At 63.2% G+C, this 14641-nt stretch carries 13 protein-coding genes; 3 read left to right on the top strand and 10 right to left on the bottom strand.

Annotated features, from left to right (window positions below; translation table 11 throughout):
• Window positions 1-22: 22 nt before the first annotated feature.
• Complete coding sequence (locus GXY01S_RS01380) at window positions 23-1585, bottom strand: peptide chain release factor 3 (RefSeq protein ID WP_061271594.1); 1563 nt, start codon at window positions 1583-1585, stop codon at window positions 23-25.
• A 118-nt stretch (window positions 1586-1703) separates the two neighbouring features.
• On the bottom strand, window positions 1704-2321 hold the full coding sequence (gene rpsD / locus GXY01S_RS01375; protein WP_025437534.1) for a 30S ribosomal protein S4: 618 nt from the start codon (window positions 2319-2321) through the stop codon (window positions 1704-1706).
• A gap of 308 nt (window positions 2322-2629) precedes the next feature.
• Here rpsD and GXY01S_RS01370 point away from each other — a divergent pair, with 308 nt between their 5' ends.
• Entirely contained in the window at window positions 2630-3178 is a 549-nt protein-coding gene (locus GXY01S_RS01370) for an HdeD family acid-resistance protein (protein WP_061271650.1), read from the top strand.
• Here the strand turns inward: GXY01S_RS01370 and GXY01S_RS01365 are convergent.
• Window positions 3157-3930, bottom strand: coding sequence for an NADPH-dependent F420 reductase (locus tag GXY01S_RS01365; RefSeq protein ID WP_061271593.1), 774 nt, complete (start codon window positions 3928-3930; stop codon window positions 3157-3159). The genes GXY01S_RS01370 and GXY01S_RS01365 overlap by 22 nt on opposite strands.
• A 122-nt stretch (window positions 3931-4052) precedes the next feature.
• Between GXY01S_RS01365 and GXY01S_RS01360 the strand changes: the two genes are divergently transcribed.
• Window positions 4053-4400, top strand: a complete 348-nt coding sequence (locus GXY01S_RS01360; RefSeq protein WP_061271592.1) for a hypothetical protein — start codon at window positions 4053-4055, stop codon at window positions 4398-4400.
• Between the two features lie 13 nt (window positions 4401-4413).
• On the opposite strand, the gene GXY01S_RS01355 is transcribed toward GXY01S_RS01360, so the two are convergent.
• The 3 genes from GXY01S_RS01355 to alaS all read right to left on the bottom strand — a co-directional run bounded on the left by GXY01S_RS01355 (window position 4414) and on the right by alaS (window position 8918).
• Complete coding sequence (locus GXY01S_RS01355; RefSeq protein WP_061271591.1) at window positions 4414-5247, bottom strand: endonuclease/exonuclease/phosphatase family protein; 834 nt, start codon at window positions 5245-5247, stop codon at window positions 4414-4416.
• A gap of 34 nt (window positions 5248-5281) precedes the next feature.
• Window positions 5282-5971 carry a carbonic anhydrase gene (locus tag GXY01S_RS01350; RefSeq protein ID WP_061271590.1) on the bottom strand — a complete coding sequence of 230 codons (690 nt, stop codon included), beginning with the start codon at window positions 5969-5971 and terminating at the stop codon, window positions 5282-5284.
• Window positions 5972-6266: 295 nt separating this feature from the next.
• On the bottom strand, window positions 6267-8918 hold the full coding sequence (alaS, locus tag GXY01S_RS01345) for an alanine--tRNA ligase (RefSeq protein WP_061271589.1): 2652 nt from the start codon (window positions 8916-8918) through the stop codon (window positions 6267-6269).
• Between the two features lie 155 nt (window positions 8919-9073).
• Here alaS and GXY01S_RS01340 point away from each other — a divergent pair, with 155 nt between their 5' ends.
• Window positions 9074-9778 carry a TenA family protein gene (locus GXY01S_RS01340; RefSeq protein ID WP_061271588.1) on the top strand — a complete coding sequence of 235 codons (705 nt, stop codon included), beginning with the start codon at window positions 9074-9076 and terminating at the stop codon, window positions 9776-9778.
• Here GXY01S_RS01340 and GXY01S_RS01335 read toward each other — a convergent pair.
• From GXY01S_RS01335 to GXY01S_RS01320, 4 genes are all read right to left on the bottom strand, one after another.
• A complete protein-coding gene (locus GXY01S_RS01335) occupies window positions 9700-10197 on the bottom strand; it encodes a GtrA family protein (protein WP_061271587.1) in 498 nt (165 codons plus the stop codon). The genes GXY01S_RS01340 and GXY01S_RS01335 overlap by 79 nt on opposite strands.
• A gap of 174 nt (window positions 10198-10371) precedes the next feature.
• Window positions 10372-11469, bottom strand: a complete 1098-nt coding sequence (locus tag GXY01S_RS01330) for an OmpA family protein (RefSeq protein WP_061271586.1) — start codon at window positions 11467-11469, stop codon at window positions 10372-10374.
• 362 nt (window positions 11470-11831) lie between these two features.
• On the bottom strand, window positions 11832-12929 hold the full coding sequence (locus tag GXY01S_RS01325; protein WP_061271585.1) for an OmpA family protein: 1098 nt from the start codon (window positions 12927-12929) through the stop codon (window positions 11832-11834).
• Between the two features lie 405 nt (window positions 12930-13334).
• Complete coding sequence (locus GXY01S_RS01320; RefSeq protein ID WP_061271584.1) at window positions 13335-14576, bottom strand: OmpA family protein; 1242 nt, start codon at window positions 14574-14576, stop codon at window positions 13335-13337.
• Window positions 14577-14641: the final 65 nt, after the last annotated feature.

Genomic DNA, 14641 nt, shown 5'->3' with positions numbered 1-14641 from the left:
CATAAGGGCCTCGCCCGCGCGGTCAGCCGATTTCCTGGCCAATCTGCTTGATGTCGTGGAAGGTCAGCTCCGGGTTGCCCTCAGCCGTGCGCTTCATCATGAACGCCGATGAGGCGAGGAAGACCGGGTCGCCATCAATATCATCCGCCATGGCCGTGCGGTTGGCCATGCAGAAGGCTTCCAGCCTGTCACGCGGGCCGGTGACCCAGCGGGCGAGGTTGTAGGGCGTCGACTCGAAGCCGATGGCGACCCCGTATTCGCCCTTCAGGCGCGATTGCAGCACGTCAAGCTGCAGCGTGCCGACTACGCCCACGATGGGGGGCGCACCATCCTGTGGGCGGAAGAGCTGGACCACGCCTTCCTCGGCCAGTTCGGTCAGGGCCTGGCGCAGCTTCTTGGCCTTCATCGCATCATCAAGTCGCACGCGGCGCAGGATTTCAGGCGCGAAATAGGGCACGCCGGTAAAGCGCAGGTCCTCGCCCTCGGTCAGCGTGTCGCCAATGCGCAGCGTGCCGTGGTTGGGAATGCCCACCACGTCGCCTGCAAAGGCTTCCTCGGCCAGTTGCCGGTCGCGGGCGAAGAAGAACTGCGGCGTGTGCAGCGCGAACTGCTTGCCAATGCGCACATGCTTGAGCCGCATGCCGCGTTGTAGCTTGCCCGAGCAGATGCGCGCGAAGGCCATGCGGTCGCGGTGGTTGGGGTCCATGTTGGCCTGGATCTTGAACACCAGCGCGGTCAGCGCCGGTTCATCGGCGCGGACGTTGCGTGTCTCGGTAGCCTGGTCGCGCGGGGGCGGGCCGAAGGCGGCCAGCGCGTCGAGCAGGTCGGTCACACCGATTTCCTTCATCGCACTGCCGAAGAACACCGGCGTCAGGTGGCCCGCATTGAAGCTTTCAAGGTCGAATTCCGGCAGCGCCGCCTCGACCAGTTCCAGTTCCTCGCCAAGCTGTACCATGCGCGGGTCGCTTTGGTCCAGCTCCTCGGTCACATGCAGTTCGCGTTTATGGATATCGTAGGTGCCGACAAATTTGGCGGCACGGCCCACCGGCCATGTGGCGGGCGAGACATCGAGCGCCAGCGAGGACGAAATTTCATCAAGCAGGGCAAACGGGTCCTGCGATTCGCGGTCCATCTTGTTGATGAAGGTGACGATGGGAATATCGCGCAGGCGACAGATCTCGAACAGCTTGCGCGTGCGGGCCTCGATGCCCTTGGCGGCGTCGATCACCATCACGGCGGCATCCACCGCCGTCAGTGTGCGGTAGGTATCTTCCGAGAAGTCTTCATGGCCCGGCGTGTCGAGCAGGTTGAAGATGCAGCCGCCATACTCGAACGTCATGACCGAGGTCACGACCGAGATGCCGCGGTCGCGCTCGATTCCCATCCAGTCCGAGCGCGTGCGCCGCCGCTCGCCCTTGGCCCGCACGTTGCCTGCCATCTGGATCGCGCCGCCCGCGCGCAGGATGCGCTCGGTCAGCGTGGTCTTGCCCGCATCGGGGTGCGAGATGATGGCGAATGTGCGCCGGCGGGTGATCTCGGCGGCAAGCGGGGTTTCGGCGGCGGTGGCGGTCACGGTCTTGTCCATTCCTGCGGCTGGCCTGGCGGAAGGGAGGCGGAAGCGGGCAGGGGCCAGAAACGCGGACGCCGGACGCAGGGAAAAATCCCCACGCCCGGCGTCACGCCTGCCCGGTTCCGGGACTTGATCAGCGAGAGTAGAATTCGATGACCAGGTTCGGTTCCATCTGCACCGGATAGGGCACATCCGACAGCTTGGGGCTGCGCAGGAAGGAGCCCTTCATCTGGCGGTGGTCCACTTCCATGTATTCCGGCACGTCACGCTCGCCGCTCTGGGCGGCATCGAGCACGATGGCGAGCTGCTTGGACTTCTCGCGCACTTCGATCACGTCGCCATCACGCACCAGGAAGGAGGGGATGTTGACCTTGCGGCCATTGACCGTGATGTGGCCGTGGCTGATGAACTGACGGGCCGCGAACGGGGTGATCGCGAACTTCAGGCGGTACACCACCGCGTCGAGGCGGCGCTCGAGCAGGTCGATCAGGTTCTCCGAGGTATCACCCTTGCGGCGCACGGCCTCATCGTAATACTTGCGGAACTGCTTCTCGCCGATGTTGCCGTAGTAGCCCTTGAGCTTCTGCTTGGCCATCAGCTGCACGGAGAAGTCAGAAGGCTTCTGCTTGCGGCGCTGGCCGTGCTGGCCGGGGCCATACTCGCGCTTGTTGACCGGCGACTTGGCGCGGCCCCACAGGTTTACGCCAAGGCGGCGGTTGATTTTATACTTGCTCTCAAGGCGCTTGCTCATGGTGCGCTCTCTTCTCTTCAATCTGCACGGCCTGTGGCGTGAGCCTGGGGCCATGGTGTGGCACCGGTAGGCCCTGTTCCGCATGAACAGGGCGGGCGCGATCCGTATTACTGGCGCCGGGGAGCAATCACCCATGGGCACCAGCCGTATCGTCCACGTTCCCGGCAGTCGGGCGCGTATAGAAGTACCGGGGGGTGCGTGTCAATCATTGCCACAAAGCCTGTATCGCATCAGGGGTGCTGCCTGTTATGAAAACGGGCAGCATGCGGATGAACCCATCCATCAATAATCAGGAGGACCTTCACTCAATGGATACGTCACTGACGCAGCGCTGGCCGCTGTTTGTGGGGCTGGGCGCGATCTCGTTCGGGCTGGGCATCATGGCATGGGTCGATGCGCTGGCCGTGTCACTTGCCAGCACCATCCTGTTTGGCGTGCTCCTGTTCGTGGCGGGCACGGTGCAGCTTGTGCATGCCTTCGTGGTGCGTGACTGGAGCGGGCGGCTCATGTCGATTGCGGGCGGCGCGCTCTATATCCTTGCGGGCACGATGATGATGGAGGAGCCGAGCACCGGCTCCATGGTCATCACCCTCTTCATTTCCGCCTGCCTGGTGATATCGGGCATCGCGCGCATCATCATGGCGTTCCAGCAGCGCGGGCTGCAGGGGTGGTGGTTCATCCTGCTCGGCGGCCTGATCAGCCTGCTGGTTGGGGTGTGCCTGTACGTCACCCTGCCGTGGTCGGGGCTGTGGCTGATCGGCACGTTCATTGCCGTTGAACTGATTGCAGCCGGCATTGGCTGGGTGCAGTTCGGCTTCGCGCTGCGGCGGGCGAACTACATCCCGCCTGCGAACTGAGAAGCCAGCGTGCGGTCAACGGGGTTGTTGGCTGTCACGCCAAGCAGGTGGCGCAGGTCGGTGGCGTTCATCTGCGCCTCGAACGCCGGGCCGCCGGGCTGGAACAGGCTGGCCGTTGAAAGCGGCCCCGCCATGACCGGGTCAAACCCCGCGTCATGGATCAGCCAGCCCGCCACGTACAGCGCCTGCACCACGTCGCCCGCCATGGGCAGGGCCAGGCGCGGCGGCGGGCGCCATGTCTGGGCGGCGAGCGTGGTCATGTCCTCGGAATTGAAGGCCCGCACCACGGACGCGGCAGGAAAGAGCGACTGCGTGGTAATGCCCGCCCCATTGCGCAGCGCCAGCCGCCCGATCTTGCCATCGCGCCAGCCATAGGGGTTGGTCACGTCAATCAGCGGCTTGGAGCCCACGATGGAGCCAATGGTGTGACCAAGCTGGGGCAGGGCGCCATAGGGCACGGCCAGCACCACGGCATCGCCAAACTTCGCGGCCTCCTGCACCGTGCCCGCGCGGGCGAGGGGGTAGAACTCCGATGCCCGCTTTTCCGCCTCCCTGTGCTCGAGCGCGCTGAACATGACCTGATGGCCCGCCCGCGTCCATAAACGCCCCAGCGTGGTGCCGGCATGCCCCGCCCCGATCATGCCAATGCGCAGCGGCCTGCCCGCATGGGCCCTGCCGGGCAGGGCCAGGGGCAGCAGGCTGGCGGCCAATGCGGCGAGGCACTCCCGGCGGGTCGGTTTCAGGGCTGGCATGCGTCTCTCCTGTTTATGGGGCATGTGGCAGTATGGCACGGGATGTCCTATTCTGTGCCCTGGTTATCGTGCCGGGCTGTCCTATATGGCATAGACTTGGCCAAAGCAGGAGTACAGCGTCAATGACCGATACCCCCGATCAGGATCCGGCCGTGGTGGCGCAGTCCGCTGTGCCCGTAGGGGTGGAACACCCGGTTGAGGCCCTGCATGAAGCCGTGCAGGAAGATGAAGCGGCCATGGCCGCGAGCACGGTTCCTGATCCCGGCCCCGTGCCCGAGGCCCAGACGCAGGTTGTCGCTACCCCGCATGATGCCGTGGCCACCACGCAGGCCGCGGTTGACGCGGCGGCGGCCCCGCCATTCATGCCCTATAAAGAGCTGTTCCAGCTCATGGGGGCGGTGGCGTTCGTGATGATCGTGATGATTGTGGGGTGGAGTGCCTTGCACGCCTCGGGCATCTGGCCCGAATAAGGACGCGCTCTCCTTACGGCAGCGACAGCCGGACCGAAACCGGGCAGTGATCGGACAGGTGGGCGCTGCCGTCCTGCGCCCGGTCCCGATAGAGCATCACGCGCAGGCTGCCCGGTTGCACCCAGTCGCGCGCAGCACCCCCCATGATGAGATGGTCAATGAAGTAGGTTCCCGCTCCGCACGGGCTGGCATGCCCTGCCGTGGCCAGCGTGAGGGGACCGTTTTCACCCAAGGCATGCAGCATCGGGTCATCGGGGGCGAAAAGGCGGTTGAAATCGCCCAGTACCGCGAAGGCCTCGCCTTCATCCTGCCGTTCCATGATCCAGTCCTGCACCACGGCCACCTGCCGCTGCAGGGTATTGCAGGCGGGCCTGCGGTCGGTGGGGCTGGAATCGCGGCATCCGGCCTTGAGGTGCACCACCAGCACGCGCAGGCTGTCAGCCCCCGTGCCGATGGTCAGGTCCAGCCCCGCGCGCAGGTGGCGCGGCGCATCGGCGGCATAGACATCGAGCGCGGTGACATCGGGGTGGCGCACCACGCTCAGGTCGGCCCGCACGGCGACGGCGACCCGCTGCACCACGGAATCACCGGTTATGAAGAGATGATAGGCGGGCGTGGGGAAGAGGCGAGCGGCAAGGGCCGGGTCGTCCACCTCCTCAAGTGCCACGATATCGGGGGCGAGGCGGCTGGCATAATGCGCCAGCCGCGCCATGTCGGTGGGGGTGCGGGGCGTGACATCGGGCGGCAGGGCAGGGTCACCCTGCGCGCGCGTGGTCAGCCATTCCAGGTTCCAGGTTGCCAGTTTGAGGCTGCCCGCCGCCCATGCGGGGCAGGCGACCCAGATCATGGCCAGCCCGACCAGGGCTGGCCATGGCAGAAGGTTACGCCGTGGCGCTGTCGGCCTGCTGGGCGCGCAGTTTGGCAATCGCTTCATCGACATGGATGAAAGTGCGCGAGGTTTCATCGAGCACCACCACTTCCCCGCTGGCAATATCATAGAACCATCCCTGCAATGTCAGGGTGCCGCGGGCAAGCCCCGCCGCCACGGCGGGGTGGGTGCGCAGGTGCGCGATCTGGAGTTGCACGTTCTGCTCGGACAGGCTGCGCACGGTGGCGGGGCCGGCATCGGTGGCCTCGAGCACGGCGCGCGCGGCCTCGGCATTGCGCAGCCAGCTTGCCACGGTGGGCATCTTGTCGAGGTGGCTGGCCTGCGGGTCGAGCAGGGCCTTCATCGCGCCGCAGTTGGAATGGCCGCAGACGATGATGTGCGAGACCTTGAGCGCGCTGACCGCGTATTCGATGGCCGACGACACGCCGCCGAGCATCTCGCCATAGGCCGGCACGATGTTGCCGATATTGCGCAGCACGAACAGGTCGCCCGGCTGGGTCTGGGTGATCATGCTGGGGTTCACCCGGCTGTCGGCGCAGGCGATGAACAGCGTATCGGGGGACTGGCTCTCGGCAAGGCTGGCGAAGAGGTCGCGGTTCTGGGGAAAGACTTCGGTGTTGAAACGCTCCACCCCGTGCAGCAGGTCGATGAGGGTTTCCCGGGCAGTATTGGTATGGGCCATTGTAATATCCTGTCACCTGAATGTCCGGACCGGTGTGAAGTCATGTCCTGTCGTGGCATCAAGGGGCTATGCACCGGTCGGAGGCATGTCCCGCTTTGTCTATATCATGGAAACATCTGGCAGTCCCATTTGTTTCGCTATGAAGTTATACGGAAATACTATGTTATCATAATATAGTTAATGAATATTAACTTTATGCATTGAAGTATTTCTGTCTTGCAGCAGGTGCCGTACAGCACAACGGCGCACCGAGGTGCGCCGTTGCATGGGCGTATGGATGTTTCTGCCCGTCGGGTCAGGCGGTGGCGGCCTGTCCCAGGGCTGCACGCACGGCCTCAAGGGCGGCATCGGCCTTGCTGATGTCCGGGCCACCGGCCTGCGCCATGTCGCGTCGGCCGCCGCCGCCCTTGCCATCCATGGCAGCGCTTGCCGCGCGCACCAGGGTGACGGCATCAACCTTCTCGGCCAGGTCCGGCGTTGCGGCAACGACAATGCTGCCCTTGCCATCGGCGGTGGAAACAAGCGCGATCACGCCCGAGCCGATTTCCTTGCGCAGCGAATCCGCCAGCGGCTTGAGTTCCTTGGGCGGCAATTCGCCCACATTGCGGGCATCGAGCTTGATGCCGCCAATTTCCACAATGCTTGCCGCCGCCTGGCTGCCCGAGGCCAGCTTGCGCTGCAGGTCGGAAATCTGGCGCTCCATGACCTTGCGTTCTTCCAGCACCACGGCCAGGCGCTCTGGCGCTTCGGCTGCAGGCACGCGCAGCATGGCGGCGATCTGGTTCAGGCGCTCCTCGGTGGCCACCGTCGCGTTCTGCGCGGCAAGCCCGGTCACGGCCTCGATGCGGCGCACGCCGGAGGACACGCCACTTTCCGACGTGATGCGGAACAGCCCGATATCGCCCGTGCGGCGCACATGCGTGCCACCGCACAGTTCGATCGACCAGCCCGCGCGGCCTTCTTCCGGCCCGCCCATGGAAACAACGCGGACCTCATCGCCATATTTCTCGCCAAACAGGGCCATCGCACCCTGCTCGATGGCTTCTTCGGGCGTCATGCTCCGTGTGGTCACATCCGTATTCTCGCGGATGCGGGCATTCACCTCGGCCTCGATCTCGGCCAGTTCCTCGGGCGTGATCGGGCGGGGCTGGCTTACGTCAAAGCGCAGGCGGTCAGGCGCGTTCAGGCTGCCCTTCTGGGTCACATGCGCGCCAAGACGGCGGCGCAGGGCCTCGTGCAGCAGGTGCGTGGCCGAATGGTGGGCGCGGATGGCGCTGCGGCGGGCATGATCCACCTGCGCGGTCACGGCCATGCCGGGCTTGACCGTGCCTTCAACCACGGTGCCGTAATGCACCAGCAGGTCGCCCAGCTTCTTCTGGGTGTCGGTTACGGCAATGTGCAGGCCGGGTGCCGTGATGGTGCCGGTATCGCCCACCTGGCCGCCGCTCTCGCCATAAAACGGGGTCTGGTTGAGCAGCAGGGCCACCTTCGTGCCGGGGCCTGCGGCTTCGACCTGCGCGTTATCCAACACCACGGTCTGCACCTCGGCATCCGAGGTCTCGGTGGTGTAGCCCAGGAACTCGGTGGCGCCGAAGGTGTCGCGCGCCTCGAACCACACGGTCTCGGTCGCGCTGTCGCCCGAGCCGCTCCAGGCGGCGCGGGCGCGCTTGCGCTGCACGTCCATCGCCTCGTTGAAGCCTTCCACGTCCACCCCGTGGCTGGTGCCGCGCAGGGCGTCCTGTGTCAGGTCAAGCGGGAAGCCGAAGGTGTCATACAGCTTGAAGGCCACATCGCCGGGCAGCGGCGCGCCATTGCCCAGACGCTCGGTCTCGTCGGCCAGCAGCGACAGGCCACGGTCGAGCATCGCCTTGAAGCGCAGTTCCTCGCCCTTCATCGTCTCCTCGATCAGGGCGCGGGCATGGATCAGCTCGGGATAGGCTTCGCCCATCTGCCGGATCAGGGCCGGGACCAGCCGGTAGAAGGTCGGCTCCGTCGTGCCCATAAGGTGCAGGTGGCGCATGGCGCGGCGCATGATGCGGCGCAGCACGTAGCCACGACCGTCCTTGGACGGCAGCACGCCATCGGCGATCAGGAACGAGGTCGAGCGCAGGTGGTCGGCCACCACGCGGTGGCTGGCGTTGAACGGGCCATCGGGGTCCTGCCCCGTGACCTCGGCCGAGGCCAGGATCAGCGCACGGAAGGTGTCGGTATCATAATTGTCGCGCTTGCCCTGCAGGATGGCGGCAAAGCGCTCCAGCCCCAGCCCGGTGTCAATCGAGGGGCGCGGCAGCGGTGCGCGCGTGCCGGGCGGGTTCTCGAAATACTGCATGAACACGAGGTTCCAGATCTCGGTAAACCGGTCGCCGTCCTCATCCGGCGAGCCGGGGGGGCCGCCGGCCACTTCGGGGCCGTGGTCATAGAAGATTTCCGAGCACGGGCCGCAGGGGCCGGTATCGCCCATGCGCCAGAAATTGTCGGAAGTGGGGATGCGGATGATCCGGTCATCGGACAGGCCGGCAATCTTGCGCCACAGGGCGGCTGCTTCCTCGTCATCGGCATAGACGGTGGTCAGCAGCCTGTCCTTGGGCAGGCCGAAGGTGCCGGTGACCAGCTTCCAGGCCAGTTCAATGGCTTCGGCCTTGAAATAGTCCCCGAACGAGAAATTACCCATCATCTCGAAAAAAGTATGATGGCGGGCGGTGTAGCCCACATTGTCCAGGTCGTTGTGCTTGCCGCCCGCGCGCACGACCTTCTGGGCCGTGGTGGCGCGGGAATAGGGGCGCGTTTCCTGCCCGGTGAACACGTTCTTGAACTGCACCATACCCGCATTGGTAAAGAGCAGCGTCGGATCGTTATGCGGCACCAGTGACGAGGACGGCACGATCTGATGCCCGTTCCCGGCAAAATAGTCGAGGAAGGTGGCACGAATGTCGTTTGTTGTGGGCATGGCGGGAAACAGACGATCCTGTATTGAAAGATATAGATGTAAAACCGGATTCATTCACCTAGCGCACGTAGCACCAGACCGGAAGTGCCAACATGCGCGTAAACCCCAGATGGCGAATGCGTGACAGGCACGCCCCCTGCATGAAAGGATGGAACATGGACGACGAATGGCAGGCCGAACGTGACTGGCCCCTGCTGGCCACGGGGCTTGCGGGCCGCCTGCGGCGTGACTGCATGGCGCAGTGGCTGGGCTTCGTGCGCCACCCCTTCGTGCGTGGTATTGCGGATGGCACATTACCGCCCGAGGCGTTCCGCAATTTCCTGATTCAGGACTACCTGTACCTCATCCAGTATGCCCGTGCCTGTGCGCTGGCGGTGTACAAGGCCGATACGGTTGCGGGCATGCGGCATGCGGCTGGGCTGATGTCGGGCATACTGGATACGGAACTGGCCATGCATGTGGGCTACTGCCGCACGTGGGGCATAGAAGAAGCAGCGCTGGAACAGGCAGAGGAATCTCTGGAATTACTTGCCTATAGCCGTTTTATACTTGACCGTGCCCAGACGGGCGACCTGCTGGACCTGCTGGTGACCATGGCCCCGTGCCTGATCGGCTATGCGGAAGTGGGGGCGAGGCTGCATGCAAGCCCGCTGACAGTGCGCGAAGGCAATCCATACTGGTCGTGGATCGCGCTTTATGGGGGAGATGACTACACGGCGCTGGTGGAAGATGGCGTGCGCAGGCTGGAGGCGGTGGGTGCGGCCTGCGGCGCGCAGGCGCGTTATCCGACCTTGCTGCGTGAGTTCACAACCGCCGTCTGGCTGGAAACGGCCTTCTGGGGCACGGGGCGTTCGGGCTGAAACGGCACGATTTCTGCCGTTTCCACCTTCAGCGCCAGACGTTCTTTAGGGAAGACCAGTTTGCGGCTGATATGGAAGTTCGACATCATGCCTGCCACCGCCCCGGCTGCCAGCGCCAGAACCGGATAGGCCTTGAACACGGGCGAGGTGTGGAACAGCATGAACACGCAGCCACGGTTCAGGAAAAAGCCCAGTGAGTTCGCTGCCAGAAAGCGCAGCCACTGGATAATGAAATGATGCTGGTTGCCCGCATTGCGAAATGTCCAGAACCGGTTGATCAACCAATTGATGGAAGCAGCCACAAAGTAGGCCACAATCGTGGCTACTGTCAGGCCGAGTAGAGGGCGCAGCGCATAAACGGTTGACGTATCCCATACCAGTCCCAACGCACCGACAATTCCGAATTTGAGGAATTGCATGAGTTTTTGAGATGAGGGTCTGGACAAAAGATAATCCTTGTTCCCGGGTGTGGGATGAGACCAGGGCACCCGATGGGCCTGTCATAACGTGGAGTTGCTTTGTGATAGGATACGTCGGGTAAGAATAAAAGTAAAAAAAGGAAGCCCATACAGGCTTCCTTTCTTTTGTCGGGATCAGTGCAGGATGATCTCGACGCGACGGTTCTGGGGCTCACGGGTGTCGGGACCGGTGGGCACCAGCGGGTGGGCTTCGCCGTAGCCATGGATGTCGATGGCGTTGGCGGGCACGCCGTCACGGATCAGTTCAGCCTTCACGCTGTCAGCACGACGCATGGACAGGCCAAGGTTGTACTTCTCACCGCGCGGACCTGGATGGGCGGAGGTGTTATCGGTGTAACCGTTAACCTCGATGCGGGTCGTCTGGACGTGGGTGGAAGCCTGAGCGGCTTCGGCCACGATCTCACGCGAGCGGCCGGTCAGGGCTGCGCCGTCCCAGTCGAAGAACACCAGGTAGGTGCGCGCTGCGGTCGGCGCGGGCGGCACGACGGCGGGAGCCGGCGGCGGCGGCGGCGGCGCGTTGTTGAACGCGTAGCGGACGCCTACGATGAACTGGTGGTTGAAGCGGTGATCGAAGCGCACGGCCGAACCATCTTCCGCACGGATGTTGCCCATGCCGAAGGACTCGACCTGACCCACCATGCGGTATTCGGTGGTCATCTGCAGGCCGGGCACGCCCGGAATGTCATAGGCCGCACCGACGATACCTTGGTAGGCGAAGCTGCCATTGGTGCCCTTCAGGCTGGAGCCGGCACCGCCGCCGTAGGCGCCGCTATAGGCACCCTTCTGCATGTTCTCCCAGAGGTAACCGGCACCAACACCGACGAACGGCGTGACGGGCACATCAATGTTGAACAGGCGCTTCAGGTCGATGTCATACAGCACGTTGATGAAGCCGCCATAGGAGCGGTCGCTGCCCTTGTCACCACGGGCCTTGCTGTAGATTTCGGACCAGTTGTAGGCCCCTTCAACTTCAGCGCGCAGGCCGTTGCCGAAGCCCCAGCCAACCGAGCCGAAGCCCGTCCAGCCATGACGGTGGCCAAGGCGGCCTTCACCATTGCCGCGTTCGGCTTCAGCATCACGCATGTGCTGGGTCTGGGACAGATTGTAGCCGCCGCCGATATCGACATACGGGCCGGTGATGGTCGTTGCCTTGGCTGCGAACGGTGTCGCTGCCAGCAGGCTGGTTGCCAGCAGGGCAGAGCGGAGACGCATCTGTTGGTCCTTCCTCATGTTATTACTTCTTTGTAAACGACATCATTGCCATGATGCGATGATTAATCGATCTCATCACTTAAACACGATGCAGGACATGTGGTTCCGCATTGCCCGTTGTTCCAGCCGTGCACAAAGGTAACACGCGGTGCAGACAAATCGGTGATGGATACTTTTCTATTTTAAAACAATGACTTGCGTAGTTTTCTATCTGTTGCAAACAATCTTGTGGCAGAAGATTTTGCAGATTTTGTGGCGCAGGGAACACACTCTGTCGGGCGCGCTGACAATATTAAACAAAGTTTCAGAAACAAAAAAAGGGAGCCCGAAGGCTCCCTTTCCTTTGACCAGTCTGGTCGGGATCAGTGCAGGATGATCTCGACGCGACGGTTCTGAGGCTCACGGGTATCGGGACCGGTGGGCACCAGCGGATGGGCTTCGCCGTAGCCATGGATGTCGATGGCGTTGGCGGGCACGCCGTCACGGATCAGTTCAGCCTTCACGCTGTCAGCACGACGCATGGACAGGCCAAGGTTGTACTTCTCACCGCGCGGACCCGGATGGGCGGAGGTGTTGTCGGTGTAACCGTTAACCTCGATGCGGGTCGTCTGGACGTGGGTGGAAGCCTGAGCGGCTTCGGCCACGATCTCACGCGAGCGGCCGGTCAGGGCTGCGCCGTCCCAGTCGAAGAAGACCAGGTAGGTGCGCGCTGCGGTCGGCGCGGGCGGCACGACGGCGGGAGCCGGCGGCGGCGGCGGCGGCGCGTTGTTGAACGCGTAGCGGACGCCTACGATGAACTGGTGGTTGAAGCGGTGGTCGAAGCGCACGGCCGAACCGTCTTCCGCACGGATGTTGCCCATGCCGAAGGACTCGACCTGACCCACCATGCGGTATTCGGTGGTCATCTGCAGGCCGGGCACGCCCGGAATGTCATAGGCCGCACCGACGATACCTTGGTAGGCGAAGCTGCCATTGGTGCCCTTCAGGCTGGAGCCGGCACCGCCGCCGTAGGCGCCGCTATAGGCACCCTTCTGCATGTTCTCCCAGAGGTAACCGGCACCAACACCGACGAACGGCGTGACGGGCACATCAATGTTGAACAGGCGCTTCAGGTCGATGTCATACAGCACGTTGATGAAGCCGCCATAGGAGCGGTCGCTGCCCTTGTCACCACGGGCCTTGCTGTAGATTTCGGACCAGTTGTAGGCCCCTTCAACTTCAGCGCGCAGGCCGTTGCCGAAGCCCCAGCCAACCGAGCCGAAGCCCGTCCAGCCATGACGGTGGCCAAGGCGGCCTTCACCATTGCCGCGTTCGGCTTCAGCATCACGCATGTGCTGGGTCTGGGACAGATTGTAGCCGCCGCCGATATCGACATACGGGCCGGTGATGGTCGTTGCCTTGGCTGCGAACGGTGTCGCTGCCAGCAGGCTGGTTGCCAGTAACGCTGCGCGAAGACGCATGTTTCAGTCCTTAATCTGTTGTTGCAGGGCAGAGCCCCGTCTTGTGATCGGGCAATGGGATTTGCCCCGAGACAGGGCAGCCTGAGATTACCCGCAAGCTATGAAGCGGGGATTAGCCTGTCTGGCCCGGCTTGAGAATGGGCAAAATGCGCCATGCGGGACAGGTGTGGCAAAAAAAACACATATCTTTGAGTCCTCTTTACGACGGTCTATAAAAAACCCTGATTTTATAAGGATTTTTTAGGACCGCTTTTCCAGCCCCCCTCATTTTGCATAGGACAATGGTGTAAACGGAAGGTCTGTTTCAACCCGTTTCGGGGCCGGAAACGGATTCTTCGGCACGGGTTGCGGGCTGATGCGCCCCGTGCCGGATTCTCCATTTTTTTCAATATATTGCAGTCATACCTAGTGCAGGATGATTTCCACCCGGCGGTTCTGTGGCTCGCGCGTGTCCGGGCCGGTCGGCACAAGGGGATGGGCCTCGCCATAGCCATGAATGTCGATGGCGCTGGCTGCCACCCCGTCGCGGATCAGTTCCGCCTTCACGCTCTCCGCCCGGTGCAGTGACAGGCCAAGGTTGTATTTCTCGCCACGCGGGCCGGGATGGGCGGCGGAGTTATCGGTATAACCGTTTACTTCAAGCCGGGTGGTCTGCACATGGCTGGAGGCCTGCGCCGCCTGCGCCACGATGGCGCGTGCGCGCTGGGTCAGGGCCGCGCCATCCCAGTCGAAGAAGATCAGATAGGTGCGGGCAGCCACTGGCGCGGGTGGCACGATTACGGGCGCGGGCGGCGGCGGAGGCGGCGCGTTGTTGAACGCATAGCGCACGCCCACGATGAACTGATGGTTGAAGCGCTGGTCGTAACGGATGGAATCGTGGTCGGTCACCGGCGTGTTGCTGCCATTGAACGCAGTCTGGCCGAGATTGCCCGTATTGAAGGATTCCACCTGGCCGATCATGCGGTATTCGGTGGTCATCTGCAGGCCTGGCACGCCGGGAATGTCATAAGCCGCGCCAATAATTCCCTGATAGGCAAAGCTGCCATTGGTGCCGTTATGGCGCACGATTATGTTGCTGTTCGCGATGGGCGTTGCATCATTCACGGTCTGCCACAGATAGCCCGCGCCCACGCCGATAAAAGGCGTTACCGGCACGTCGATGCCGAACAGGCGCTTGAGGTCGATGTCATACAGCACGTTGACAAAGCCGCCATAGGAGCGGTCGGCGCCATCGGTCTTGCCCCCGCCACCATGATAGGATGTGGTGGTGTAGCGGGTGGTTTCCGACCAGTTATAGGCTCCTTCCACTTCTGCCCGCAGGCCGTTGCCAAAGCCCCAGCCGAAGGAGGCGAAGCCGGTCCAGCCATCGCCGTGATGCATGCGCTCGCGCGCATGGGCTGCGGGACTCATTTCCTGTTGCAGGTTTTGTTTCACAAAGTTCTGGGCTGCCGGGGGCAGGTTCGAAACGCCGGCCAGGTTTTCGTTTTCCGTTATCGCCTGCCCGTCATAGGAGTGCATGTGCTGTGTCTGGGTCAGGTCGTAGCCACCGCCGATATCGACGTAAGGCCCGGTGATGGTCGTGGCCATTGCGGCCATGACCGGTGTTGTCGTCAATGCAGTCGCCAGCAGTGCCGCGCGAAGACGCATGGTCCCGTCCTTGATGCTTGATCAGACGCCTTCTTTATTTGGTGGAGATGGGGGCATGTTCCACA

The organism is Komagataeibacter xylinus NBRC 15237 (genome assembly GCF_001571345.1).
Lineage (GTDB): Bacteria > Pseudomonadota > Alphaproteobacteria > Acetobacterales > Acetobacteraceae > Komagataeibacter > Komagataeibacter xylinus.
This window is presented reverse-complemented; position numbering and strand designations above follow the sequence as displayed.

Excerpts from the sequence above, each read along its gene's own strand:
- GXY01S_RS01380 (WP_061271594.1), bottom strand. The coding sequence starts at position 1,585 with ATGGACAAGACCGTGACCGCCACCGCCGCCGAAACCCCGCTTGCCGCC.
- rpsD (WP_025437534.1), bottom strand. The coding sequence starts at position 2,321 with ATGAGCAAGCGCCTTGAGAGCAAGTATAAAATCAACCGCCGCCTTGGC.
- GXY01S_RS01370 (WP_061271650.1), top strand. The coding sequence starts at position 2,630 with ATGGATACGTCACTGACGCAGCGCTGGCCGCTGTTTGTGGGGCTGGGC.
- GXY01S_RS01365 (WP_061271593.1), bottom strand. The coding sequence starts at position 3,930 with ATGCCAGCCCTGAAACCGACCCGCCGGGAGTGCCTCGCCGCATTGGCC.
- GXY01S_RS01360 (WP_061271592.1), top strand. The coding sequence starts at position 4,053 with ATGACCGATACCCCCGATCAGGATCCGGCCGTGGTGGCGCAGTCCGCT.
- GXY01S_RS01355 (WP_061271591.1), bottom strand. The coding sequence starts at position 5,247 with ATGATCTGGGTCGCCTGCCCCGCATGGGCGGCGGGCAGCCTCAAACTG.
- GXY01S_RS01350 (WP_061271590.1), bottom strand. The coding sequence starts at position 5,971 with ATGGCCCATACCAATACTGCCCGGGAAACCCTCATCGACCTGCTGCAC.
- alaS (WP_061271589.1), bottom strand. The coding sequence starts at position 8,918 with ATGCCCACAACAAACGACATTCGTGCCACCTTCCTCGACTATTTTGCC.
- GXY01S_RS01340 (WP_061271588.1), top strand. The coding sequence starts at position 9,074 with ATGGACGACGAATGGCAGGCCGAACGTGACTGGCCCCTGCTGGCCACG.
- GXY01S_RS01335 (WP_061271587.1), bottom strand. The coding sequence starts at position 10,197 with ATGCAATTCCTCAAATTCGGAATTGTCGGTGCGTTGGGACTGGTATGG.
- GXY01S_RS01330 (WP_061271586.1), bottom strand. The coding sequence starts at position 11,469 with ATGCGTCTCCGCTCTGCCCTGCTGGCAACCAGCCTGCTGGCAGCGACA.
- GXY01S_RS01325 (WP_061271585.1), bottom strand. The coding sequence starts at position 12,929 with ATGCGTCTTCGCGCAGCGTTACTGGCAACCAGCCTGCTGGCAGCGACA.
- GXY01S_RS01320 (WP_061271584.1), bottom strand. The coding sequence starts at position 14,576 with ATGCGTCTTCGCGCGGCACTGCTGGCGACTGCATTGACGACAACACCG.